This window comes from Alistipes sp. DJF_B185, assembly GCF_964250025.1.
In the GTDB taxonomy this organism is placed as follows: domain Bacteria; phylum Bacteroidota; class Bacteroidia; order Bacteroidales; family Rikenellaceae; genus Alistipes; species Alistipes finegoldii.
In genome coordinates this window covers 1-24,498 of record NZ_CAXUDY010000011.1, presented here as the reverse complement: position 1 = coordinate 24,498, position 24,498 = coordinate 1, and the positions used below count along the sequence as shown (strand labels likewise).

At 60.5% G+C, this 24,498-nt stretch carries 17 protein-coding genes and 1 pseudogene; 14 read left to right on the top strand and 4 right to left on the bottom strand.

Going from position 1 to position 24,498, the window contains the following annotated elements:
- The first annotated feature begins 20 nt into the window (after window positions 1-20).
- From ACESTR_RS12475 to ACESTR_RS12415, 13 genes are all read left to right on the top strand, one after another.
- Window positions 21-1,676, top strand: coding sequence for a RagB/SusD family nutrient uptake outer membrane protein (locus tag ACESTR_RS12475; protein ID WP_015547683.1), 1,656 nt, complete (start codon window positions 21-23; stop codon window positions 1,674-1,676).
- A gap of 26 nt (window positions 1,677-1,702) precedes the next feature.
- Window positions 1,703-2,086: a hypothetical protein gene (locus tag ACESTR_RS12470; RefSeq protein WP_022062349.1), complete on the top strand. Its 384-nt coding sequence runs from the start codon at window positions 1,703-1,705 to the stop codon at window positions 2,084-2,086.
- A 43-nt stretch (window positions 2,087-2,129) separates the two neighbouring features.
- Complete coding sequence (locus ACESTR_RS12465) at window positions 2,130-3,488, top strand: DUF5018 domain-containing protein (RefSeq protein ID WP_373179336.1); 1,359 nt, start codon at window positions 2,130-2,132, stop codon at window positions 3,486-3,488.
- A gap of 221 nt (window positions 3,489-3,709) precedes the next feature.
- Window positions 3,710-4,882 (top strand): alpha amylase family protein, encoded by a 1,173-nt coding sequence (locus ACESTR_RS12460; protein WP_019149382.1) that lies wholly within the window; start codon window positions 3,710-3,712, stop codon window positions 4,880-4,882.
- Between the two features lie 4 nt (window positions 4,883-4,886).
- Window positions 4,887-6,224 carry a family 10 glycosylhydrolase gene (locus ACESTR_RS12455; protein ID WP_026076260.1) on the top strand — a complete coding sequence of 446 codons (1,338 nt, stop codon included), beginning with the start codon at window positions 4,887-4,889 and terminating at the stop codon, window positions 6,222-6,224.
- Between the two features lie 16 nt (window positions 6,225-6,240).
- Entirely contained in the window at window positions 6,241-8,208 is a 1,968-nt protein-coding gene (locus tag ACESTR_RS12450) for a glycoside hydrolase family 97 protein (RefSeq protein ID WP_373179335.1), read from the top strand.
- Complete coding sequence (locus ACESTR_RS12445) at window positions 8,205-9,680, top strand: calcineurin-like phosphoesterase C-terminal domain-containing protein (protein WP_373179334.1); 1,476 nt, start codon at window positions 8,205-8,207, stop codon at window positions 9,678-9,680. The genes ACESTR_RS12450 and ACESTR_RS12445 overlap by 4 nt, the downstream gene beginning before the upstream one ends.
- Window positions 9,681-9,687: 7 nt before the next feature.
- Window positions 9,688-11,697, top strand: a complete 2,010-nt coding sequence (locus tag ACESTR_RS12440; RefSeq protein WP_373179333.1) for a glycoside hydrolase family 97 protein — start codon at window positions 9,688-9,690, stop codon at window positions 11,695-11,697.
- Window positions 11,694-13,493: an FAD-dependent oxidoreductase gene (locus tag ACESTR_RS12435; RefSeq protein ID WP_302576476.1), complete on the top strand. Its 1,800-nt coding sequence runs from the start codon at window positions 11,694-11,696 to the stop codon at window positions 13,491-13,493. Before ACESTR_RS12440 ends, ACESTR_RS12435 begins: the two co-directional genes overlap by 4 nt.
- A gap of 6 nt (window positions 13,494-13,499) precedes the next feature.
- Complete coding sequence (locus ACESTR_RS12430; RefSeq protein WP_302576477.1) at window positions 13,500-15,539, top strand: calcineurin-like phosphoesterase C-terminal domain-containing protein; 2,040 nt, start codon at window positions 13,500-13,502, stop codon at window positions 15,537-15,539.
- Window positions 15,536-16,621 (top strand): SGNH/GDSL hydrolase family protein, encoded by a 1,086-nt coding sequence (locus tag ACESTR_RS12425; RefSeq protein WP_281716998.1) that lies wholly within the window; start codon window positions 15,536-15,538, stop codon window positions 16,619-16,621. Before ACESTR_RS12430 ends, ACESTR_RS12425 begins: the two co-directional genes overlap by 4 nt.
- A 217-nt stretch (window positions 16,622-16,838) precedes the next feature.
- On the top strand, window positions 16,839-18,152 hold the full coding sequence (locus ACESTR_RS12420; RefSeq protein ID WP_278409384.1) for an MFS transporter: 1,314 nt from the start codon (window positions 16,839-16,841) through the stop codon (window positions 18,150-18,152).
- A gap of 23 nt (window positions 18,153-18,175) precedes the next feature.
- Window positions 18,176-18,856, top strand: coding sequence for an SGNH/GDSL hydrolase family protein (locus ACESTR_RS12415; RefSeq protein ID WP_302576478.1), 681 nt, complete (start codon window positions 18,176-18,178; stop codon window positions 18,854-18,856).
- A 30-nt stretch (window positions 18,857-18,886) separates the two neighbouring features.
- On the opposite strand, the gene ACESTR_RS12410 is transcribed toward ACESTR_RS12415, so the two are convergent.
- The 3 genes and pseudogenes from ACESTR_RS12410 to ACESTR_RS12400 all read right to left on the bottom strand — a co-directional run bounded on the left by ACESTR_RS12410 (window position 18,887) and on the right by ACESTR_RS12400 (window position 21,799).
- Window positions 18,887-20,287: a DUF5009 domain-containing protein gene (locus tag ACESTR_RS12410; RefSeq protein WP_195498092.1), complete on the bottom strand. Its 1,401-nt coding sequence runs from the start codon at window positions 20,285-20,287 to the stop codon at window positions 18,887-18,889.
- Window positions 20,288-20,591: 304 nt separating this feature from the next.
- A pseudogene (locus ACESTR_RS12405) lies at window positions 20,592-20,936 on the bottom strand (maturase); the annotation flags it as partial.
- A gap of 545 nt (window positions 20,937-21,481) precedes the next feature.
- Complete coding sequence (locus ACESTR_RS12400; RefSeq protein ID WP_373179342.1) at window positions 21,482-21,799, bottom strand: hypothetical protein; 318 nt, start codon at window positions 21,797-21,799, stop codon at window positions 21,482-21,484.
- A gap of 418 nt (window positions 21,800-22,217) precedes the next feature.
- Between ACESTR_RS12400 and ACESTR_RS12395 the strand changes: the two genes are divergently transcribed.
- Complete coding sequence (locus ACESTR_RS12395) at window positions 22,218-22,736, top strand: DUF3408 domain-containing protein (protein WP_195635635.1); 519 nt, start codon at window positions 22,218-22,220, stop codon at window positions 22,734-22,736.
- Window positions 22,737-23,184: 448 nt separating this feature from the next.
- On the opposite strand, the gene ACESTR_RS12390 is transcribed toward ACESTR_RS12395, so the two are convergent.
- Window positions 23,185-24,192: an IS110 family transposase gene (locus ACESTR_RS12390; RefSeq protein WP_014774945.1), complete on the bottom strand. Its 1,008-nt coding sequence runs from the start codon at window positions 24,190-24,192 to the stop codon at window positions 23,185-23,187.
- Between the last annotated feature and the right edge of the window lie 306 nt (window positions 24,193-24,498).

Below are 24,498 nucleotides of genomic sequence, written 5' to 3'. Positions count from 1 at the left end.
CCGCTAAAGCAACTGAACCTATGAAAAAGATCATATTCATACTCGGTCTGGCGGCCGTCGTATTGGGCACCTCCTGTTCCGACGTGCTGGACCTGAATCCGGCGGACCGGTTTTCGCCGGCGACCGTCTGGTCCACCACCACTACGGCTGATAAATACGTCATCGGACTCTACTCCATCTTCGGGGCAAACACCGAGATGCGCGGCGGCGATGCCTATGCGTCGCCCCGATTATCGGATGCCTATTCCGACATCCTGAAAAGCACCTCCTGGAATCAGTACAACCACAACTTCAACGCCACGCTCCTCCAGGAAACGGCTTTCAACAGCAACTCCGCCGGTGCGTTCGAGTGCTGGTCGAGTCATTATGACCGCATCCGCCGCGAAAACGAATTCCTGCGCGACGCGGCCGAATTCGGCCGCAAATTCGGTGAGGACTGGCTCAAGATTCGTATCGCCGAAGTGCGTTTCTGCCGTGCCTACGCCTATTTCATGCTGTGCCGGGTTTACGGCGGGGTGATTCTTCGCACCGAAGTCGACGGCCCTGAGCAGAACGACAAAGCCCGTTCGACGGAGGAAGAGTGCTGGGGCTTCATCATTAACGAACTGAAGGAACTGGCTCCCGACCTGCCCTTGAAATGGGACAGCGACAACTCGGGCCGCGCCACTCAAAAAGCCGCATACGGTCTGTTGAGCCGCGTAGCGCTCTACGCTGAAAAATGGGATGTCGCCGCACAGGCCGCACGCGATTGCGCCACGGCAGAGGGTAATCTGGACCTGTCGAAGAACGGCTATGCCAAAATCTTCGAACTCGGCATCAACAGTCCCGAAGTACTCTTTGCCGTAGAATTCAAATCCAGCGTGATCGACCATGCCTACGACGCCTACGTGCGGCCCTCGGGCGATACAAAGGAGTTAGGCAAGCAGGTTTATTCGGGATTCGTTCCCACCAGCGAATTGGTCGACAGCTATGAAATGGCAGGCGACGGCGGCAATTTCTCCTGGGAGAAACACGGTAAGGATCCCTATGCGAACCGTGAACCGCGCTTCTACGCCACGATTCTCTATAACGGAGCCGATTGGATGGGGCGGAAGATCGAAAGCTTCGTTGGCGGCAAGGACGGATACAAGGCCTATGAAAACGCCGGAGCCGCCGGAACGACCGTAACGGGTTATTACCTGCGCAAATACCTCATAGACGGAGACAAGACGTGGGTCACGAGCGGCTCGGGACAGGACTGGATCGTACTGCGCTATGCCGAGGTCCTCCTGAACAAGGCTGAGGCACTTGCCATGGAGAACTGGAACAAGAACAGCGCCGAAGCGCTGCAGGCGCTCAACGATGTCCGCGCCCGCGTCGGACTGCCCGCGCGTGCCACCGCCGACAAGGAGACCTTCCTGGAATACGTGCGTCACGAACGCAAGGTGGAGTTGGCCGGCGAAGGTTTCCGCTACTGGGACCTGCGCCGCTGGCGGCTGGCCGAAAAAGTCATCGACGGGCAGAACGTGCACGGCGTTAAGATCTCCAAACAGTCCGACGGTTCATTTACCTACGAGCAGGTCGATGCCGACGGCGGACACAAGCGCATCTTCTACGACCGTTATTACCGATTCGCCATTCCGCTTTCGGAGCGTTCGAACAATTCGCTCTGTACGAACAACGACGGATGGATCTAATGATTAACCGCAAAAACAGAACGACTATGAAACTCCGTAAATATCTTGCAGTACTGGCCGTAGCGGCATTCGCATCGCTTGCGACATCATGCGCCGAAGCGGAAGACGAATTCATCCACACGGACAGTACGATTAATTCCATCGAAATCCAGCCCGCCGAAGGCGGAGCCGGTATCGCAGGAATCATCGACGAAACGACGGGCGAGATTTTCTTCCCCATTCCCAAAAAACTTCGTGAAAAATACGACGTGAAAAAGCTGATGGTACGCGCAAACGTGGCTTATGACACCTATATCTATCCGTCACTGTCGGGATTGAAAGACCTCTCCGATCCGATGGAGATCAAGGTTCGGGCAGGCGACAATGGATCGCGAACCTATACGCTGTGGGCTTTCTACACGCGCAGATAACGAATTACAACGAATGAATAAATCTAAAATTAACTCGACCAATATGAAAAAGTTCAATTTGTTCGCTTACGCCACCCTGGCAGGTCTCGCGCTGTCGTTTGCAGCCTGTACGGACGACGATCCGGAAATCAGCAAACCCGGCCCGCAGATCGACCGCGGCGAAAAATGCCGTATCGAATCTTTCGTTCTGAATCTCCCCGAAGGGGAAACGCTTTCAGGCGATGTCTACGACTACGACAAATCGATCGACCTTGCCTATACCACGCCGCAGCTGGAAGCCATGAAGACGGCCACCGCCACGGTGAAACTCTCCGAAGGCGCAACCATCACGCCCGATCCCTCCGTGGCGGCCGACTATACGCAGCCGATTTCATTCACGGTGACGGGAGCCGACGGCAAGACCACCCGCATTTATACAACAAAGCCCGTTGAAAAAGTTGTCGTTTCCTATACCAAGATCGGTGCTCTGGCAGAGAAAACGGCCACTCAGATGGACATCACCGATCACACGAAATACCTGCAAATCGGCGTCAGCGGCGACAAGATCGTCATCGGCACCAAGGTATTCGACGGCAAGACGCTCGCTGCCGCAGGCAATCTGAACATGACCGGTTACGACGGATTGCAGGTCACCTCGCTGGCTAACGACGAGGCAGGACATCTGATCGCTTCACTGACCGCTGACGGCACGAGTGGATCGGCTCCTGTTACGTACGCCTGCTGGAAGAACGGATGCGACCAGCCCGCCGAAACGATCCTCGGTCCGTCGGACAGCGCCATCGCAGCGTTCCTCTCCGTGGGCGGCAACCTCGTCGAAGGCAAAGCGCTCATTACGGCATTGGGCGCACGCGTAGCCACTGGCCCGAGTTTCTGCTGGGGTTTCGCCGACGGCGTGCGTGGCGACTACTACAACCTGCTTACCGGACAGCCCTCGAACGACGGCTCGTGGAGCCAGATGGTTTCGGCCTGCTCGGGAGAGGTTTCGGGCTCCTGGTTCATGTGGGATGCCGTGGCCGGCGGTCACAACGTATTGACCTGGGAAGGCTGGGACGGCACATCCTCGCTCAATCTGAAGCAGATTCCGGGAGCAGCGCCCAACGGTCCGAACAACTGGGGTAACTACACCAAAGGTTCGATCCGCGCTTTCATGTTCAACGAAAAGGCTTATGCCGCCGTCTTCACCACCGGCTGGCCCTGCACCTACGTCTCGATCGTGGACTCGAACGGCGAATTCCTGCTCAACCCCGCCGAGGCGACGCTCAATTACGCGATCTCGGACGCCAACCCCTACTGCCCCGTCGGAACATTCGTGTATAACGAAAAGGAAAACTGCGGTTACGTATACGTACTGGTTCCCGGGCACGCAGTCAAGAGCTGGAAACTGGAGATCACTTACGATTAACAAACCTTACACCTGTCACGACAGGTCTTGACGAAACCGTATCAATCCGCATTCTTCCCGGTCCGGGCCCGTTCTCGGGCCGGAGGAATGTGGTTCTTTTAACACGACCCATGAAAATAAGCACCTTTTTTACAGTCATCCTCTTCGTTGCAGCGACATCGATATCCTGTGGCGGAAACTCCGCCCGGACGCTTCGCGCCGCCGACGGTGGAAAACCCAAAATGCTCTGGTTCGACGCAGAGGCCAATTTCAAGCGCTTCGCTTCGCAGGATTCGATCCGCTACTATTTGGACCGCACCGTCGAGTGCGGATTCAACCACATCGTCGTGGACGTGCGCCCCATTTCGGGCACCGTGCTCTACGAAAGCGATATGCTGGAACCGCTCACCGTCGTTGGTCCGGACACCGTCCGCCGCGATTGGGACTACCTGCAATGCTTCCTCGACGAAGCGCGTAAAAGGGAACTAAAAGTGACCGTCTCGACGATGATTTTCCCTGCGGGATTCACCACGTTCCGCCAGGGAGCGGCCTACTCCGACCCGGAACTGGCGGGCCGAACCTGTGTCGAATACACGCCCGAAGGGAGGAAAGACATCAAGGACGACCCGACGAAAGTCGCGGCGTTCCTCAATCCCGTACTGCCCGAAAATCAGGAGTACGTGCTGCGTTTCGCACACGAACTGCTCACAAAATACAAGTTCGACGGCTATGCCCTCGACTATTGCCGCTTCCCCGATGCTGAGAGCGATTTCTCGCCCGCTTCGCGCGAAGCGTTCGAAACCTACCTCGGACACGGCATCGACCGTTTCCCGGAGGATATATTCACCTACGACGCCAACGGAGCCCGCGTGGCTGGCCCCTACTATAAACAGTGGTGGGAGTTCCGCTCGGGCGTCATCCGCGACTTCATCGCCGAAGTGCGCACGCTTATCGAACGGACCCAGCCCGGCGTGAAACTGGAGTATTGGGCCGCCTCGTGGCTGCACGCCATCTACACACAGGGCCAGAACTGGGCCAGCCCGCGTTCGCGCTTCCACGAAGCCTATCTCGACGATTGGGCCACGCCGACCTACAACCGCACCGGATTCGCCGATCTGCTCGATGTCTTCATCACGGGAACCTACCTCGAAAAGGTATGGGGCATGGACGATCCCGAATCCATCGAGTACGGTCTCGCCCGCTCGCTGAAGGATGTCGACGGCGACTGTGCGGTCTACGGTTCGCTCTACGCCCAGAACCATGTCGATCAGTTCGAAGACGCCGTATACCTGTGTCTTTCGCGCACGGACGGTGTGATGGTCTTCGACATCATTCAGGTCATCGAAAACGATCTATGGGATGACATCAAACGTGGTATCGACCGGGCTGAAAAAGAACAGAAAACTCAAAAATGACAAGATGAAAAAATCCATCCTGATACTTTGTGTCCTGCTGATGGCGGCGATTCCGTCCGCCTGCACGGAATCGCATAAAACCCCTCCGGAACTCGACAAGCCGCAACCCGGGCCGAACCCCGATCCGAAACCGGAACCCTCAGAGGGAAAGGAAAAAATGCTCTGGTTCGATGCCGAGGCCAACTTCCAGCGATTCTCGACACAGGCCGGTATCATCGCCATGCTCGACAAAACACAGGAAGCGGGATTCAACAAGATCGTCGTGGATGTGAAGCCCGTCGAGGGGGACGTACTCTACAAAAGCGAGTTCATGACCCAAGCGACGACTATCGGTTCAGTTAACGTTGCCGACAGAGGTTGGGACTACCTCCAGTTTTTCCTCGACGAGGCACATAAACGGAACCTGAAAGTGACCGTCTCGACCACCGTATTCCCCATGGGCATGCCCAGCACCAGACAGGGACCCGCCTACCGGGGCACGACATGGAAGGGGAAAACCTGCATGCAATACAAGCCCGAGGGCATGGTCGACATCAAGGATGACCCCACGAAGGTCGCAGCGTTCCTCAATCCCGTCCTGCCCGAAGTTCAGGAGTTCGCCCTGCGTTTCATTCGTGAAATAGTCACCAACTACGATTTCGATGCCTACGCGCTCGACTACTGCCGTTTTCCGGACTATCAGAGCGATTTCTCGGAAGCATCCAAAGAGGCGTTCGAAAAGTACATTGGCGGACTCGTCGAGACGTGGCCGGGCGATGTCTTCACCTACAACGCTTCCGGCGAAAGAGTCCCCGGCAAATACTACAAAGAGTGGTGGGAGTTCCGCTCGATGATAATCCACGACTTCGTAGCCCGCGTTCGCAAGGAGATCAAGGCAATCAAACCGGACGTAAAATTGGAATATTGGGCCGCTTCGTGGTGGGGCGCACTCTATGCCAACGGACAGAACTGGGCCAGCAAGGCGTTCCGTCCGCTAACGGATCAGGATGCGTGGTCGTTCAACTCTTGGTGTTCGATCAATTACCACCAGACCGGTTTCGCCGATCAGCTCGACACGTTCCTGCTGGGGACCTACCTGCCCCGCGTGTACGGACCCGACGACGGCGAGTCGATCGAATACGGTATCAACCGTGCCGAGCGCTTCCTGCTCAACGCCTGTACCTATTACGCGACGGTGGATTGCTCGCAGAAGACATTCGACATCGAGGAAGCCTGCTATTACTGCCTCAAACGCACGGCCGGGCTGATGGTCTTCGACATCGTTCATGTCATCAACAACGATATGTGGGCCGCCATCAAGCGGGGCATCGACCGTTACGAAGCGGAGACGGCAACCGAATAAGTAAAACAGTTGCACCATGAAAAAACTCCTTCTTATCGCCGCAGCCGTGCTGGCCGGGGCTTCGGGGCTCCGGGCCGAAGAGTACACGGCGATATCTCCCGACGGAAAAATCACGGTGACGGTATCGACCGCGCCCGAACTGCGCTGGAGCGTCACGCGCGAGGGCGAACGGCTGCTCGACGCAAGCCGCATCGGCATGAAGATCGCCGGGGCCGAGCCGTTCGGCGCGGCGCCCGTCGTGCGGCGGGCCGAACGGCGGCGCATCGACGAGCGCAGCACGGCGCCCGTTCCGACCAAGTTCCGCACGCTGCACGATCGCTGCGAAGAGCTTCTGCTTACGTTCCGCGGCGGCTGGGCCGTCCGCTTCCGGGTCTACGACAACGGCGCGGTCTACCGTTTTGAAACGGCGCGAAAGGGGACCGTCGACATCGAGTCGGAGACCGCCGAGCTGAATTTCGCCGCCGATTTCGAGACCCTCTGGCCCCGCGAGGAGAACCCCGATTTCATCTCCCACTGCGAAGCGTTCTTCGACCGCAAGCACCTCTCGGAGCTCGACGCGAAGCGGTACGCCTACCTGCCCGTGTGGTTCTCCTCGCCGCGCGGCACGCGCATGGTCGTGACGGAAACCGATCTGGAGGACTATCCCTGCCTGTTCCTGTTCGGCGGCGAGGGACACAGCCTCCGCGCGCAGTTCCCGCCCGTGGTGCTCGAAGCCCGGCTCAGGGAGGGTTCGGACCGCAACGAGGAGCTGGTGAAAAAAGCGCCCTACATCGCCCGGACCCGAGGCACGCGCACGTTTCCGTGGCGCGTGGTGACCATCGACCCCGACGACCGCGCGCTGCTGGAGAACAACCTCGCCTACCAGCTCGCGTCGAAACCCGTCGAAGGCGACGCCTCGTGGGTGCGGCCGGGCAAGATTTCGTGGGAGTGGTGGCATTCGCTCAATATCTACGGGGTCGATTTCCGCTCGGGGGTCAACACCGCGACCTACAAGTATTACATCGATTTCGCGGCCAAATACGGCATCGACTACATCCTGCTGGACGAAGGGTGGTCCGTGAGCACGCTCAATATCAAGGAGCCGCGCCGGGAGATCGACCTCGGGGAGCTGATCCGCCACGGCCGCGAAAAGGGCGTCGGCGTGGTGCTCTGGACGCTCTGGAACCCCATGAAGAAGGACCTGGAAGGCATCCTGGACACCTACCGCGACTGGGGCGTGAAGGGCATCAAGATCGACTTCATGCAGCGGTCCGATCAGGAGATGGTCCGATTTTACGATGAGATCGCCCGCGCGGCGTTCGACCGCGGTCTGATCGTGGATTTCCACGGGTCGTTCAAACCCGCGGGGCTCCAGCGCAAATACCCCAACGTCCTCTCGTTCGAAGGAGTTTACGGCATGGAGCACGACAAATGCTCGACCGACATTTCGCCCGTCCACGACTGCACGCTGCCCTTCACGCGCATGGTCGCCGGACCGATGGACTACACGCCCGGCGCCACGCGCAACGCCACCCGGGCCGATTTCGCCATCAGCTGGGACAACCCGATGAGCCAGGGCACGCGCGCCCATCAGGCGGCGCTGTACGTCGTCTTCGAAAGTCCGCTTCAGATGCTCTGCGACTCGCCGTCGCACTACCTGCGCGAAGCGGAGTTCACGGCCTTCATCGCCGCCGTGCCGACCGTGTGGGACGAAACGGTGGGGCTCGCCGCCTCGGTGGGCGAGTACGCCGCCGTGGCGCGCCGCAGCGGTGAGAAGTGGTACATCGGAGCCATCACCGACTGGACGGCCCGCACGCTGGAGGCCCCGCTGAAGTTCCTCGGCGGTGGCCGCTACCGCATGACGGTCTTCGCCGACGGGGTGAATGCCGACCGCATCGCGCGGGATTACCGCACCGAAACCCGCGAAGTCACGCGCGACGATACGGTCGCCTTAAGGATGGCCCCCGGAGGCGGATGGGCCGCCGTTCTCGAACCCGTGAAATGAAAACCAGCGCGTTCATCCTCTTTGCGGCGCTGCTCGCCGCCTCGTCTCTTTCCGTCACGGGGCGGGCGGCCACGCGCACGATCGATCTGTGCGGCCGCGTGACGGCTTCCGGCAGGGGCGTGACGGGAGTTTGCGTCACGGACGGCCGCACGATCGTGCGCACCGACGCCAAAGGGCGCTACCGCCTGCCGTCGGACACGGAGGCGGAGTTCGTCTACCTGACGCTGCCCGACGGGTACGAAATCCCCCTGCGCGACGGCACGCCCTGCATCTACCGGCGCATCGCACCCGGCCGACGGCGCTACGATTTCGCGCTGGAGCCCGCGGCGCAGGACATGACGCGCCACCGCCTGCTGGCGGTCGCCGATCCGCAGGTCTACTTCGAGTGCGAGCTGGACAGCGTGCGCCGGGCCGCGGACGACATGCGGCTGACGGCCGCCGACGGAGTGCCGACGCTGGGGGTGGTCTGCGGCGACATCATCGGCGACATCGACCGCAGGCCCCCGCTTTTCGAACCGGTTAGCGAGGCCCTCGCCGCGAGCGGGGTCGCGTTCTTCTACGTCGCGGGCAACCACGACATGGACCTCGGCGTGCGGACGAGCGACCGGGCGAAACGCTCGTTCAAGGAGCACTTCGGCCCGACCTACTACGCTTTCGACCGCGGCCGCGTGCACTACGTGGTGCTCGACGACTGCTTCTACATCGGCCGCAGCTACCTCTATGTGGGGTATCTCGACGAGCGGCAGCTCCGCTGGCTGGAGCAGGACCTCGCCACCGTCCCGGCGGGCCGCACGGTGGTCGTCTGCCTGCACATCCCGACCTGGTCGCGCGCGGCGCGGAGCGGTGAATGGAGCCGCGAGGAGTCGCACAAGGTGCTCAACAACCGCCGGGCGCTCTACCGGATGCTCGAACCCTACAACGCCCATATCCTCTCCGCGCACGAACATTACAACGAAAACTACACCCCCGAGCCGCACCTCTTCGAGCACGTCCACGCTCCGCTGAGCACCCTTTTCTGGCAGACCCCGTGGAGCATGGACGGCATTCCGGCCGGGTACGGGGTCTACGAGTTCGACGGCGACGGCCTCACGTGGTACTACAAGGCCGCGGACCATCCCCGCAGCCGGCAGTTCACGGCCTACGGCGTCGGCGAAGACCGCCGCCGCCCCGACGCCGTGACGGTCAACGTCTGGAACTGGGACCCCGCCTGGCAGGTCGTCTGGTACGAGAACGGCGAGCCGCGCGGACCGATGACCCGTTACACGGGGTACGACGCGTCGATCTACGACTACGTGGCGCGTTACAGCGAGCATTTCAAGCACAAAAACATCGGCGCGGACCGCACCGAACACCTCTTCCACGCCCTGCCCGCGTCGCCCGATGCGCATATCCGCGTCGAAGTCTGCGACCGATTCGGCCGGCTCTCGGTCTGGGAGAGCGGCACGGGCTATTCGACACCGAAAAAACCATGACAGCACGATGAAAAAACCTCTTTCGATCCTCTTCGCGGCGCTCGCCGCACTCCTCTGCACCGCCTGCGGCAGCTCAGGCCGCGTCTGCTCGCCCGACGGCACGCTTTGTCTCGAGGTGGCCGAACGCGGCGGCCGCATCGGCTACTCCGTGACGCGCCGCGGCGCGCCCCTTTTGGATTTCTCGACGCTGGGATTCGAACTGCTCGATGCCCCGGCGCTGCGCGAAGGGCTCGAAATCACGGGCACGTCGCGCGACAGCCGTGACGAGACGTGGGAGACCGTCTGGGGTGAACAGCGCACCGTGCGCAGCCATTACAACGAGCTGAGGGTCAGCGTGCGCGAAAGCGACGCGCCCCGCCGCCGCTTCGACGTGGTGTTCCGCCTGTTCGACGACGGCTATGGCTTCCGCTTCGAATTTCCCGAACAGCCCCATCTGGGCGAGTTCGCGATCACGGACGAGCTGACCGAATACCGCTTTCCGTCCGACCACAACGTCTGGTGGATGCCCGCGCGCGAACCCTACTACGAGAGCCTCGCCCGCCACACCCCCATCTCGCGGATGGACACGGTCAACACGCCGCTCACGCTGGAATGCGCCGGCGGAGGGTATCTCGCCCTGCACGAGGCCGATCTGACGGACTACGCCAAAATGAGCCTCTACCCCGACGGAACCACCCTGCGCTGCCACCTCACCCCGTGGTCCACGGGGGTGAAGGTCTACGCCCGGACGCCTTTCCGCACGCCGTGGCGCACGATGATCGTCGCCGACACGCCGGGCGGTCTGGTAACTTCGCGGCTCATGCTCAACCTCAACGAGCCGTGCCGCATCGAGGACACCTCGTGGATCCGCCCCGCCAAATATGTCGGCATCTGGTGGTCGATGCATCTCTTTCAGGAGACCTGGGCGCAGGGACCCCGCCACGGCGCCACGACCGAAAACGCGAAACGTTACATCGACTTCGCCGCGGAACACGGCATCGAGGGCGTGCTGGTAGAGGGGTGGAACGTCGGCTGGGACGGCGAGTGGACCAAAAACACGGACCGGATCCGCTTCACGGAGCCCTATCCGGACTTCGACATCGAAGCCGTTGCCGGCTACGCCGCCCAAAAGGGCGTGGAACTGATCGGCCACCACGAAACGGGGGCCGATACAAAGAATTACGAGGCCCAGCTGGAGGAGGCTTTCGCGTTCTATAAAAAGTACGGCGTCGATTACGTCAAAACGGGCTACGTCAATGTGCTGATGGACGGAAAGGAGCTGCACGACAGCCAGTACGGCGTGCGGCACTACCGCCGCGTGATCGAGACGGCAGCCCGCTGCGGCATGATGATCGACAACCACGAGCCGGTCATGCCCACGGGGATAGAACGCACGTGGCCCAACCTGATGACGCAGGAGGGCGTCCGCGGTCAGGAGTACAACGCCTGGTCGCCCGACGGCGGAAATCCGCCCGAGCACACCACCGTGGTGCCGTTCCTGCGCGGACTGGCCGGGCCGATGGACTACACGTTCGGGACGTTCCGTTTCGACAACCCCGTCTCGCCCTTCGCGCGGGTGCAGTCGACCATCGCGCGCGAGCTGGCGCACTACGTGGTGATTTACAGCCCGCTCCAGATGGCCTCGGACCTGCCCGAAAACTACCGCGGACACAAGGCCTTCGACTTCATCCGCGACGTGCCCACCGACTGGGAGCGGACGCTCGTGCCCCAGGCCGCGATCGGCGACTATGCCGTATTCGTGCGGCAGGACCGCAGCTCGGAGGACTGGTACCTCGGCGCCGTCACCGACGAGGAGCCCCGCACGGTCGGCGTGCCCCTCACGTTCCTCGCGCCCGGGGTGACCTACACGGCGCAGATTTACGCCGACGGCGAGGGCGCCGACTGGAAAACCAATCCCTATGCCGTTGACTACGAAGAGCGTCCCGTAACGGCCGCCGATACGCTGACCGTGAGCATGGCTTCGGGCGGCGGATGCGCCGTTAGGTTCGCCGCACCTGAAAAAACACCGATCCGATGAAAAAAATCCTGATTCCGGCCCTGCTGTGTCTGACGTTCGCCGCGGGCTGCACCTGTGAAAACACCATCCGCCGCCGGGCCGACGTGCTCGTCATCGGCGGCACGACCTCCGGCACGACGGCCGCCATCGCCGCGGCGCGGCAGGGCGTGCAGACGCTCGTCGTCGAGGAGACTCCCATGCTGGGAGGCATGCTCACGGCCCAGGGCGTATGCGCCACGGACGGCAATTTCAACCTGCCGTCGGGTCTGTGGAACGAGTTCCGCGACCACCTGCGGAAGCGTTACGGCGGTATCGGCGCGCTGTGGACGGGCTGGGTGAGCACCACCCTGTTCGAACCGCACGTGGCCGACAGCATCTTTCACACGATGGCCGCGGCCGAGCCGACGCTCGAGGTGGTGCACGGCTACCGCCTGACGGGCATCCTGCGCCGCGGAAAGCGGGTCACGGGCGCCGAGTTCACCGACGCGCGCGGAGGCCGCATGCTGGTGCGGGCCCGCATCACCGTCGACGCCACCGATCTGGGCGACGCGCTGCCGTTGAGCGGCACCTCATACCGTCTTGGCATGGACGCCCGCGCCGACACGGGCGAAGAGCTGGCTCTGGCCGAGGCCAACGACGCGGTGCAGGACCTCACGGTGGTGGCCATCCTCAAGGACTACGGGCCCGGCGCGGACCGAACCATCGAGCGGCCTGCGGGCTACGACCCCGCGGAGTTCGCCGGGTGTTACGACCTCTCGTCGGAAGGGGTGCGCAGCGCCGACCGGATGCTCGAATACGGCCGTATGCCGGGAGGCAAATACATGATCAACTGGCCCAAGGAGGGCAACGACATCAACCTCGACGTGGTGGAACTTCCCCATGCCGAGCGCACAGCGGCCCTCGAAGCGGCGCGGCAGAAGACCCTGCGCTTCGTCTACCACATCCAGCACGAGCTGGGATACCGCCGCCTCGGCATCGCTGACGACGAATTCGACACGCCGGACGGGCTGGCCTACCTGCCCTACCACCGCGAGGGGCGGCGCATGGACGGCGTGGTGCGCATGACGCTCGACGACGTGACCGATCGTTACGCGAGGCCGCTCTACCGCACGGGCATCTCCGTCGGCGACTACCCCGTCGACCACCACCGCAACTGCCGGACCGATCTGCCGAAGATCCTCTTCCCGCCCGTGCCGTCGTTCAGCGTGCCGCTGGGGGCGCTGATTCCCGACCGGACCGAGAACTTCATCGTCTCGGACAAAGCCATTTCCGTCTCGAACCTCGTCAACGGCTCGACGCGCCTGCAACCGGTCGTGATGCTTACCGGACAGGCCGCGGGAACCCTCGCGGCGCTGGCCGCCGAACGCCGCTGCCCGCCGCGGGAGGTTCCCGTGCGCGAGGTGCAGGAAGCCCTGCTGGCCCAGAAAGCCTACATCGCGCCGCTCTACGACGTAAAGCCCGACGATCCCGACTTCGCGACCCTGCAGCGCATCGCCGCGACGGGCATCCTGCGCATGACGGGCGAGCCGTTCCACTGGGCGAACCGTTCGTGGTTCTACCCCGAGCGGACGATCCCGGTCGGGGAATTCACCCGCGGACTGCACGACTTCGCCCCTCGAATCCCCGTCCGGACCGACACGACCGCCCTCACCGCCGCACGCGCCGCGAAGCTCATCGCCGAGGCGGGCGGCAAAGCCCCGCGGATCCGCCCCGCGGATGCGGATAGGCCCCTCACGCGCCGGAAACTGGCGTTGCTTCTCGAGGAGTGTCTCGATCCCTTCGCCCGCCCGGTCGATCTTCACGGAGAATACCGCTAACTGCTTATGAAACGACTGATTCTGACCCTTCTGTCGACCGCCGCGGCGGTCACGCTCGCTGCACAGCCCGACTCGCTCGACTACCGCGGCGACTACTACTTCTCGAAACGCAGTCAGCAGGAGTCCCTCCCCGTGCGGCCGCACCACACGGTGATGCTCGGCAACAGCCTCACCGAGCGGGGCGCCTGGGCCGAATACTTCCCCGAAGCGCACGTGATTAACCGCGGCATAGGCGGGGACTGCGTTGCCGGCATGGCCGCGCGGCTGGACAGCATCGTGGCGGGACGGCCGCGGGCGATATTCCTCATGGCGGGCGTCAACGACCTGATATTCTCGACCATCGCGCCCGAGGCGCTGCTCCGGCAGTACGAACGTCTGCTGGACCGCATCGCCGCCGAATCGCCTGCGACGCAGGTCTTTATCCAAAGTCCGCTGCCCCTCGACGAGGCGCGCAACGAACCATATTTCACGGGTAAGAACGCCCGCATCGAGGCTTTCGACCGCCTGCTGCGGCGGATGGCCGCCCGGCGCGGACTGAAATTCATCGACATCCGCAGCCGCATGCTCCGCGACGGAAAACTCCCCGCGGAGTATACCGTGGACGGCATCCACCTCACACCGGCGGGCTACGCCGTCTGGGTCGAGGCACTGCGCCCTTACGTCACGCCGGCCGGGGCGCGTATCGGCACGGTGACCTGCGCGGGCCGAGGTCTGGCGGGGGTTGTGGTGAGCGACGGCGACAACTGCGCCGCCACCGACTCGGCGGGCCGCTTCGTGCTTCCGGCGAACGACCGGGCGCGCTTCGTCTTCGTCTCGACCCCCGCGGGCTATGCGTCGCCCTCGGAGGAGGGGGGCGTGCGCCATTACCTTCCGGCGAAGTCCGACGGCAGTTCCCACGACTTCCGTCTCCGGCGCAAACCATCCGGCGAAACCCGCCACGGCTTCGTCGTCGTCGCCGATCCGCAGCTCTTCGCCCGCAAGGAGTTCCGCCTGCTGGAGCGTGCGGCGGAGGACATCCGCCAAACCGCTGCCGCCGCCGAGCGCTCCGGACGCCCGATGCACGGCATCTGCGCGGGCGACATCACCTCGGGCGACCACACGTTCTACACCTCCTACAACGAGGTTATGTCGGCGACGGGAATCGAGTTCCGCAACGCGATGGGCAACCACGACATGAAGCTCTGGGGCCGCTCGCACGAAACGTCGGCCGCGGCGTTCGAAGCAATGTACGGCCCCGCGTACTACTCCTACAACGTGGGTGAGGTACACTACGCGGTGCTGAACGACAACTACTACATCGGCCGCGACTGGTACTACATCGGCTATCTCGAGGAGCGGCAGCTGGCGTGGCTCGAACGGGACCTGTCGTTCGTGCCCGCGGGAACGACGGTGGTCGTGGCGCTCCATATCCCGACCGCGTTCGCCGGAAAGGACGAAAAACCCTTCGACTATGCGCAGGCCGAGCGGTCGCTCTGCAACCACCGGGCCCTGCACCGGCTGCTGGAGCCCTATGACGCGCACATCGTCTCGGGTCACATGCACACGACGACGAACTGCCCCGTCCGCGAGGGGCTCTACGAACACAACGTCGCGGCCCTGAGCGGGGCGTGGTGGCAGGGCGCGATCTGCACCGACGGCACGCCGGCCGGCTACGCCGTCTTCGAGGTCGACGGCGGCGAGGTGTCGTGGTACTACAAATCCGTCGGGCATCCGCGCTCCTTCCAGCTGAAAATCTACGATTCCAAGGACGACGAAGCCTTCGCCGGACGCATCGTGGCCAACGTCTGGAACTGCGACCCCGCCTGGACGGTCGAAATGCGCGCCGACGGCGGCCGCCCCGTGCGGATGGAACGCACCACGGCGGTCGATCCCCAGGCCCGGAGGCTCTACGCCGATGCGTCGAAACTTGACCACAAATGGATCACGGTCACACAGTCGGATCACTACTACGCGGCGCCGCTGCCCGCCGGAACGCGTCGCGTCGAGGTCACGGCCCGCGACCGCTTCGGAAACACGTACCGCGCTGAAAAAAGAATAAACCGATGAAAAAACTGATTTTCGCCCTGCTGCTCTTCGCCTGCGGGGCCGCTTCGGGCCGCGGCAGCGGCCCGGTGTTCACCCCCGCCGACTCGCCCGAAATCCGCTTCACGGGCCGCGCCGCAAAGGGCCCCGGGGGAGCGTTGTCGTTCGACTGGAGCGGCAGCCACTTCACGTTCCGATTCGAGGGCACGCGCTGCGCCATGCGGGCCGCGGACACGGGCCGCAACTACTACAACGTATTCGTCGACGGCCGGCACACCGGCGTCGCCGCCACCTCCGGGGCCGATTCGACCGTCGTGCTGGCCGAGGGGCTCGAACGCGGGCCGCATACCATACTGGTACAGAAACGCACCGAGGGCGAACAGGGCCGCACGACGCTCCGCGGCGTCGAAACCGACGGGGCACTGCTTCCGCTCCCCGCACCCCGCACGCGCCACATCGAATTTATCGGCGACTCGCACACCTGCGGCTACGGCACCGAGGGCAAATCGGTCCAGGAGCCCTTTACGCCCGAGACCGAGAACTGCGATCTGGCGTGGGGATGCGTCATCGCCCGCTATTTCGACGCCGAATACACCCTCATCGCCCACTCGGGACAGGGCATCGTCCGCAACTGGGGCGACGAAAAGGAGGTCTCCGACTGCACCATGCGCGAACGCATGCTCCGCACCTTCGACATGGACCCCGCGCCGCGCTGGGATTTTCGCGGCTGCACGCCCGACATCGTCGTCATCAAGCTCGGCTCGAACGACTTCAGCACCGACGTGACCCCTTCGGAGCAGGCCTTCAACGCCTCCTACGCGCAGGCGCTGGATCAGCTGCGCGCGGCCTACGGCCAGGTTCCCGTGCTGTGCGTGGCCCCGAGCGACAATCTGGTGATCCTGCGCTACCTGGAGAACTTCCTCCGCGAGCGGCAGGACGCGCATCTCCACCTCACGGCCATGCTTCCCGGCATCACCGACTGGGACCGCGACATGGGCGCCAACTACCACCCCAACCACCGGGGACACCGCAAGATGGCCATGGCCGTCATTCCCTACATCGCCACGATCACGGGGTGGGAAATGCCCGACCGGAATGTCGAATAATTAGCCGCAAATAATTATCTTTGGTGCCGTAACGGCTCTTTTATCGGTCGGAAGGTTTTGCCGAACCGCCGGGAATCTGGTTTTGCACCCTTCCGCCTTTTTGTTATCTTTGCGGCAAATAAGCCGAAACCGGAGGGGAGGGCCGCCGCAGGGTCGTTTTCAACCGCCCCCGCCACCGTCCGTAAGGGCCGTGCCTAACTACTAAACGCAAAAACGCATGAAACCCGAAACCGTCCGGCGCCGCTCGCCGCTAACCTGGATTCCGACCGTCTACTTCGCCATGGGGCTGCCGTTCATCCTCGTGAACATGGTCTCCACGCTGATGTTCCGCGGTCTGGGCATCGACGATGCGCGCATCGCGCTGTGGACCTCGCTCATCATCCTGCCGTGGTCGCTCAAACCGATCTGGAGCCCCCTGATGGAGATGTTCCGCACCAAGAAGTTCTGGGTCGTGTCGACCCAGCTCATCTCCGGGCTGGGGCTGGCGCTGACGGCGCTGACGCTGCCCCTGCCCGACTTCTTTCCCTACGCCGTGGCGCTGATGGGCGTCATCGCCTTCAGCGGCGCCACGCACGACATCGCCACCGACGGGGTGTACATCACCGAACTCTCGAAGGACCAGCAGGCCCGCTTCATCGGCTGGCAGGGGGCGTTCTACAACATCGCCAAGGTTTTCGCCATGGGCGGGCTGGTCTATCTGGCCGGAGCGCTCAAGGAGCGGGTCGGGATCGTCGAGGCGTGGATGATCGTCATGGCGCTCTGCGGCGCGCTGCTCTTCCTGCTGGGAATCTACCACCTGCGGATGCTGCCTTCGGGCGGCGAAGCCACGGCCCATGCGGGGAGCGTCGGCGAGGCGCTGCGCGAGACGGGCGCCATCTTCCGCGGATTCTTCCGGAAAAGGTACATCGGCATCTACATCGCCTTCATCGTCTTCTACCGCTTCGCCGAGGGGCTGGTCATCAAGATCGTTCCGCTGTTTCTCAACGCCCCGCTCGACAATCAGGGTCTCGGCCTGACCGAACAGCAGATCGGCCTCTACTACGGCACGTTCGGCGTGATCGCATTCGTCGTGGGTTCGATCCTGGGCGGCTACTTCATCGCGTGGCTCAAACTGCGGCGGGCGCTGTTTCCGCTCATCACGATCTTCAACATCCCGTTCGTGGTCTACGCCCTGCTGGCCTGGTTCCAGCCCGCGTCGCCCCTGCTGATCTGCGGCGGCATCGTCTTCGAATATTTCAGCTACGGATTCGGGTTCGTGGGCCTTACGCTCTTCATCATGCAGCAGGTGGCGCCCGGACCGCACAAAATGGCCCACTACGCTTTCGGTTCGTCGCTGGCCAATTTGGGCGTGATGCTGCCGGGCATGGCGAGCGGCTGGCTCTGCGACCAGGTCGGCTACCACCGCTTCTTCCTCTGGGCCCTCATGGCCACCATCCCCATATTCCTCATCGCATGGCGCATCCCCTTCGCCCATCCGGACACGGAGGAGGGAGCGGCCCAGGCCGTGGAAAAGGAACTGACCGACGAATAAATCACCGATAAACACCGTTAGACATGCTGAAAAATCTTATCATCACCCTCGCCGCCGCCCTCACAGCCGCGACGGCCGCCGCACAGGCCCCGGCCGACTGGGCCAACTTCGGACGTTTCGAAAAGGAGAACGCCGCACTGGCGGACCATCCGAAAGTCGTTCTGATGGGCAACTCGATCACCGAAGGGTGGATCGCCAAGCGCCCCGACTTCTTCACCGAAAACGGCTACGCAAGCCGCGCCATCAGCGGACAGACCACCTCGCAGATGCTCGTGCGCTTCCGCGCCGATGTCGTGGAACTGCATCCGCAGGTCGCAGTGATCTGCGGCGGCACAAACGATTTGGCGCAGAACACGGGCTACATCTCGCTCGAGCACATTCTGGACAACATTCAGTCGATGGCCGAGCTGGCGCGCGCCAACGGCATCCGGCCCGTCCTCTGCTCGGTGCTCCCGGCCGGTGACTTCCCCTGGCGTCCGGGTTTGGAACCGGCGCAGAAGATCGTCCGGCTCAATGCGATGATCCGCGCCTACGCCGAACGGGAGGGCATCCCCTATGTGGATTACCATACGCCGATGGCGGCCGCGGACGGTTCGATGATCGCCGAATACACCTACGACGGCGTGCATCCCACCGAAGCGGGGTATCTGGTGATGGAGCGGATTCTACCGCCCGTCGTCGAACGGGCGCTCTCCGACAAGTGACAGAACGGGGCTTCGGCCCCGTTTTTTTGGTCAGGTGCGCCAGAAGATTTTGCTCCGCGTGAAGGCCGCCGTGAAGAGCATCATCAACAGGGTGACGATCACCCCGCGCCCGACTCCCATCACGCAGCCGCACTGCCCCCACAGCCACGGAAGCGCCACGGCCCGGTCCGCGAAGACGAGCAGCGGCACGACGACGTAACCCGCCGCCGTGTAAGCGATCATGGGGTTCTGCCCGCAAAGGACGAGCAGACCGCCCCGCGAACGGCCCTTTCGGAGCAGGACCGACGTGACCAGCAGCACGTGCGAAGCCATTCCGGCCGTGATGAAAAAGTAGCTCACCGTGGCGGGGTCTTTCTTCACGCCCTCTTCGAGCGATTCGAACGCAAGACCCAGCAGGAGCCAGAAAAATCCGGTCGTGAACAGTCGATAAAGCAGGGATTCGGTCCCGGTGCGGGGCTTGCGCAGCAACATCCACGCCGCCGCGCCCAGCGCGAGCGTCAGCACCAGATTGAGCGTCAGCGTACGGGTGAAAAGCCCCCACATATTGACCGCAAGGAGCAGCGCTGTGAGCCCTGCGGCGGCGATCTGTCCGGAAAGCGCCGGACGCTCCTCCTGCTGCCCGCGCGCCAGCCAGCGGGCGAACAGATCGCCGGCCACGCTTCCCGGCAACACGATGCAGAGGTATTGCAGAAACTCCGTGCGGAAGAGCCACGGCACAGGCGAGAAGTTCCACACCGCCTCGTTCCACGACCCCGGAACCGCCGCGCCCAGCTTCAGGGCGGCAATCAGGGCGACGATGCCCATCCGCAGCCAGAGGTTGCGGCGCGTCAGCCACCAGATCAGCGAACCCGCGACGACCACGTCGGCGAGAATCAGGATGATGATGTCCGACCGCACGACGCTCACCCCGACGCCCAGCCACCGGTACACGCCCATAAGGACCGCGAGGACCGCAATGCCGCCGGCGTTGAGCCACCCGTTCTGCCGCGGGATGAAGCCGGGAATCCGCACGAACATCGCGAAAAAGGCGCCCCAGACCGTCATCGTCACAAGGGCGCTCACGACGGGACGCTGCAACACGGCGTCGAGCGTCCACAGCCCCGTGTTGCCGAGCGCAACGGCGAAAAAGGCGAGCAGCAGGCCCCGTTTGAGGATCGAGACGACGATCCGCCGGGGCGGGTCGCCGCGGTTCAGCCTGCGGCCCAGCGAGAGCGGAAAGGCCGCGCCCATCGAAAAGAGGAAAAAGGGGAAGACGAGGTCCACCCACGTAATTCCCGCCACCGACGCATCGAAGACGAACGACGGCGGCGGCAGCTGCGCGTGGAACAGCCACGCCGGCAGGTCGGGATTCCAGGCGATGTAACCCGAGAGGACCATCCCCACGATGGCAAGTCCCCGCAGGATGTCCACGGCATAGGCACGATTATTCATTCAGGCAGTTTCAGTTCAATAATTTTAACTCCAAACGCCTGTAAAAATAAGAAAAATCAACACCAACACCCACAAAAGCAAAAACTTTTACACTGTTAGTCCCCCAAATAAGGGCATATCTGAAAATTACACACTATTTTCATTGCATGGAATTCCCGGCTAAGAGGGTTTATGTGTGTTTTCCGGCGAGCAAGTGCGGCCTGCGCCGGGTTGTTTCCCGGGATGGATTATCCGGCTGAAAGCCGGATATGGGAGTTCCGGCGAGCATGTTTTATGCATCGGAAAGAACGGGGCAAATGGATTGTACGAATGGTACTACCTCCTGCACCAGTTTGTCGTCGAAAGAGGGTACGCCGAGAGGTCGTGTCTTCCCGTTTTTCTTCGGGATGTGCATTCTTCTCGATGGCTGGGGTGAGTAGCTTTCGTCTTTCAACGAAAGGATCAGTTTCTCAATGCGGGAAAGGCTCATACGGTCGATGGTTTTCCCGTCTGCACCTTGTGTCATATTACCCGGCTTGGCATATATTCGCTGATAAGCCAGATAATACATTTCCTCATTGAAAAGAATACGATAAAGCCTCTCAAACCTGTATTCCGTGGTTTGACTATGCTTTGTCAGACTGTTTAATACTCTTGCGGGACTTCTCATAATGCCTCTCGCATTTTCCGTTAATCGTATTAATGAATATTAGCTGCCGCCCTTCGCCGTGTGCGAGGCTTTCCCTCGCTCGGACTACTACGGCGGCTCCGTTACCATGCCGGATATTCATAGACCTTCGTCCAATAGCCTTACGGCATTCCGGTTTAGGTAATCCCCGTTTGCGATATAATAACTATGGCGCGACAGATTGTCGGATATGACGTCCGCCTTTTACTGCTTATTGCAGTTGCGTCGTGATAAGTTCTTGCTCTCTCTGTACAACTACTACAATGAGAGTATCACGATATGACGAGTATAGTTACCTTAACGTCACAGTTTCGCTAGGTACCGCTCAGGCTGTCATTCAATCAATCCGGATTTTATCCTCATATCTGTCTTTCATCACCCCATTCAGTCGCAGTCGGGTAACTGACTGACTTATGGTTTACCCCGACATGCTACACTCCCTGTTCGGTTTCCCTTTCAGATAAGTCGGTTGATGATGGGTTATTTTCAAAGAACACTTACCTAATAGCTTGCCATCGCTATATTTATTATATCGCCTTGACGGGCGCACAGTTGTTGGCGAGTTTCTGAAACTGGAAATAAAAGTCGTTCAGCCGGGCGACGAATTGCACTTTGGAAGGGTCGCGTCTGACGACAACGAACTCCTCCCCGAAGATTCTTTTGACGATAAACCGGCTGCGGTTATGTTCCAAACCAGCTTTGCAGAGCAAATCGTTGAAGCGGATATTCTGCTCTTCATTGAGGCGAAAAAGAATACTTGTAACTCGGAGTTTTGGGCTGCTGTGTTCTTTTTTGGTTAGTATCCATAGTTTTGGGTTAGAAAGGCGTTCGACTGGGGAGAACACCCAACCTCGCAGAGCGAGCACCTTTTGTATGCCGAAAAGTTTTTCGGCATACAAAGGTACAGCTCGCTCGCCTCAAGTGAGGCGAAAAATCCGCGGCGGAAAAATTTTCGAAAAATCTATGCCAAACCTCCGCTACGGCTTCCGAGGGTGGGTCGTTTCCCTCTGCAATATTACAACCATGCGGGCGCCAAAACAAACCCTCGGTACGGACTGGAGCGGTCTGGAGCGGACATCGGAACCGAGGTATTTCACCCAGTTGTATCTTGCAGCATGAAAGGTCGATTTTCTTATTGCGTTCATTATCCCGATATAAACTGCATGAAATAGAAAACGGTATTTTGAATGGTTTAACCCAATAAACCAGACATACATACTCTATGCTCGTATGGCTGACAATCAATCTCAAAAACGTTGCACCATGGATTCATTAAAGGAAAAAGACAACCCCGCACCCAATCCTGCTAAGCGTCCCCGTATCGAAGTCGACGAGGAACTGATGCGTCAGATGATCGCCGGACAAGCCCCTTTGGACTCGGAAGTCGTCCGCAGGATTCCCGAGCCGGAAGAGGAAAATACGGACGATCCCGAGGAAAAGACATCGGCAACTGCATCCGTAGCATCGGCGCCGACTGCTGAGAAAACAGGCATAGACTCCACTGCGAGTACCGTAAAAGAACATTCCGGTTTCCGTCGGAAAAAGCTCACGCTACCGGATTTTGAACGCACGTTCTTCGCTCCGGTGGATTGCCGCAACCGCTCTGCGATCTATGTCAGTACCCGAACCAAGCACAAAGTATCGGAAATACTCCACCTGTTAGGGAATGAGAGTACAAGGCTTACGGCCTTGGTCGACAATATGCTGCGATTTGTCATGGACATTTACAGCGGTGAGCTGAATTATCTCCACGAGAAGAAGAACAACAGACGACCGTTTTGAACAGACAATGCGAATTATAACGGACAGCTGAACGAAACGTCGGGAGCGGTTGTTATGCCTATTGGGGTATATGACGTGCGTGTCGTGGATTATGGCTATTGGAGGGGCAGTCTGCAGGGTAGCGTCCGGGCCGCAGAAAGCCGCCTATTCCGACGGTAGAATTCTAAGATAAAACCAAATAAAAGCTGCAAAAAGTTTCATGCCCGGAAATTGTCATTTTTTGTCGTAGCGTTTAGCAAAATGATTCTAGTTATGGGATGCAAGGCCGCGAAGCGCTTGTATAGCCTTGCATCCCATAGTCAGAATCGTTAATTTGCGGAGTACGGAAATGACAATACATTAATTATGAGTAGGTTCGGCTCCCAATTAGACGGACTGTTCCGACAATAAGATTTTGAGATTTTGAATGATCTCAAAATCTTATCGAATGGCAGATATGTATGCCGGATTATATCTGCAACGCTACATATGGTGTTCCACGCCTTACGACGGCAAAGCATCTGGCGGCGATTTTGGCCCTCACAGCATTCAGGACGCTGAATTTATGTTTACCTTCAGCCACTTTGCGTTCGTAATATGCCTTTAGTTGCGGATCACACCTGATGGCAATCAGTGCACTGCGGTTCAGTTGTACTTTAATGTCTCGATTCGCCATGCTCGATGTGTGGCATCCCCCGCGAACGCTTGTGCCGGAGCTATGTTCGAACGGAGCCAGCCCGCAATAGCAGGCAAACTTGCGGTGGTCTGTGATTTTGGTGAAATTAAGCGTCGAACAGAGCATCACAATGGCCGTGATCGGCCCTACACCTTTGATGCTGGTCAGCAGCTTGTAGTTCCGGCAAATGTTGCTGTCGGCGGCTATCAGTTCCTTCATTTCCCGTTCGATGGTTTTCATATGAGTTTCTGCATACGCGATCTCCTCCTGGAGCATGGAACGTTGAATAGATACATCCGCGAATTTCTCTTTGTAGTCTAATTTTTCGAGCAACACCAGTTTCGCTACACGTTGTTTTGCCAGATGAGCCCTTAAGATCAGCCATGTGCGCAACTGACACAGTTCCTTCTCTGCCGGCAGATAAAGGGCTATCTTCCGATAGTGAGTGATCGCATACTCGGCGATACGCCGGGCATCCACTCTGTCTGTTTTGCCACGGGCAATACCCATCGAATACTTGATTACCAACGGCGAGATCAGTGAAAAATTGAAATTCAGCGTCCTGTCGGAAGCACAAACCGCCATCTCGGATATGTAGCTCCCCATATCCTCGGCGCAGAAAATCACATCGTCGAGCCGAATACCATGCCGCTTCTCAACCCAGTGCAGACACGAGCAGATCCCTTTTCGGGAGTTGGCGAATTTGCGGTGAGCCATCTCGTTTGCATCCTCGAAGGCGACCAAAGACGCATCGAAAGTCTCTTTCGACACATCCAGACCCACATAATACAAATAGTGCATAACTTGTTAGTTTTGTGAGAGTCGTATGCTATCACATGTACCAGGTCTTCAAACCTACAATTCTAAACAGCCATTCTCTCTGGTTAATGGAGTCGCAGTCCAAATCTACCGCCAAGCCTCAAAGCTTACGACAAGCCCCGGTTCACTGCGACTCCATATCGAAATTACCTGTGATTACATCACGCTGCAAATCTACATGCGACCAGCAAAACGCCGGGGATGGAAATATGCAAGGCTCGCCCCTCGGGCGATTCGCATGGCCTTGCATATTTCCATCTCTGACGATAAATTCCCTGCCGGCGGGAA

Bases quoted from the DNA above. Each gene is read 5' to 3' on its own strand.
- ACESTR_RS12465 (WP_373179336.1), top strand. From the start codon at position 2,130: ATGAAAAAGTTCAATTTGTTCGCTTACGCCACCCTGGCAGGTCTCGCG.
- ACESTR_RS12415 (WP_302576478.1), top strand. From the start codon at position 18,176: ATGCTGAAAAATCTTATCATCACCCTCGCCGCCGCCCTCACAGCCGCG.
- ACESTR_RS12390 (WP_014774945.1), bottom strand. From the start codon at position 24,192: ATGCACTATTTGTATTATGTGGGTCTGGATGTGTCGAAAGAGACTTTC.
- ACESTR_RS12430 (WP_302576477.1), top strand. From the start codon at position 13,500: ATGAAACGACTGATTCTGACCCTTCTGTCGACCGCCGCGGCGGTCACG.
- ACESTR_RS12440 (WP_373179333.1), top strand. From the start codon at position 9,688: ATGAAAAAACCTCTTTCGATCCTCTTCGCGGCGCTCGCCGCACTCCTC.
- ACESTR_RS12460 (WP_019149382.1), top strand. From the start codon at position 3,710: ATGCTCTGGTTCGACGCAGAGGCCAATTTCAAGCGCTTCGCTTCGCAG.
- ACESTR_RS12445 (WP_373179334.1), top strand. From the start codon at position 8,205: ATGAAAACCAGCGCGTTCATCCTCTTTGCGGCGCTGCTCGCCGCCTCG.
- ACESTR_RS12450 (WP_373179335.1), top strand. From the start codon at position 6,241: ATGAAAAAACTCCTTCTTATCGCCGCAGCCGTGCTGGCCGGGGCTTCG.
- ACESTR_RS12425 (WP_281716998.1), top strand. From the start codon at position 15,536: ATGAAAAAACTGATTTTCGCCCTGCTGCTCTTCGCCTGCGGGGCCGCT.
- ACESTR_RS12410 (WP_195498092.1), bottom strand. From the start codon at position 20,287: ATGAATAATCGTGCCTATGCCGTGGACATCCTGCGGGGACTTGCCATC.
- ACESTR_RS12435 (WP_302576476.1), top strand. From the start codon at position 11,694: ATGAAAAAAATCCTGATTCCGGCCCTGCTGTGTCTGACGTTCGCCGCG.
- ACESTR_RS12470 (WP_022062349.1), top strand. From the start codon at position 1,703: ATGAAACTCCGTAAATATCTTGCAGTACTGGCCGTAGCGGCATTCGCA.
- ACESTR_RS12420 (WP_278409384.1), top strand. From the start codon at position 16,839: ATGAAACCCGAAACCGTCCGGCGCCGCTCGCCGCTAACCTGGATTCCG.
- ACESTR_RS12395 (WP_195635635.1), top strand. From the start codon at position 22,218: ATGGATTCATTAAAGGAAAAAGACAACCCCGCACCCAATCCTGCTAAG.
- ACESTR_RS12475 (WP_015547683.1), top strand. From the start codon at position 21: ATGAAAAAGATCATATTCATACTCGGTCTGGCGGCCGTCGTATTGGGC.
- ACESTR_RS12455 (WP_026076260.1), top strand. From the start codon at position 4,887: ATGAAAAAATCCATCCTGATACTTTGTGTCCTGCTGATGGCGGCGATT.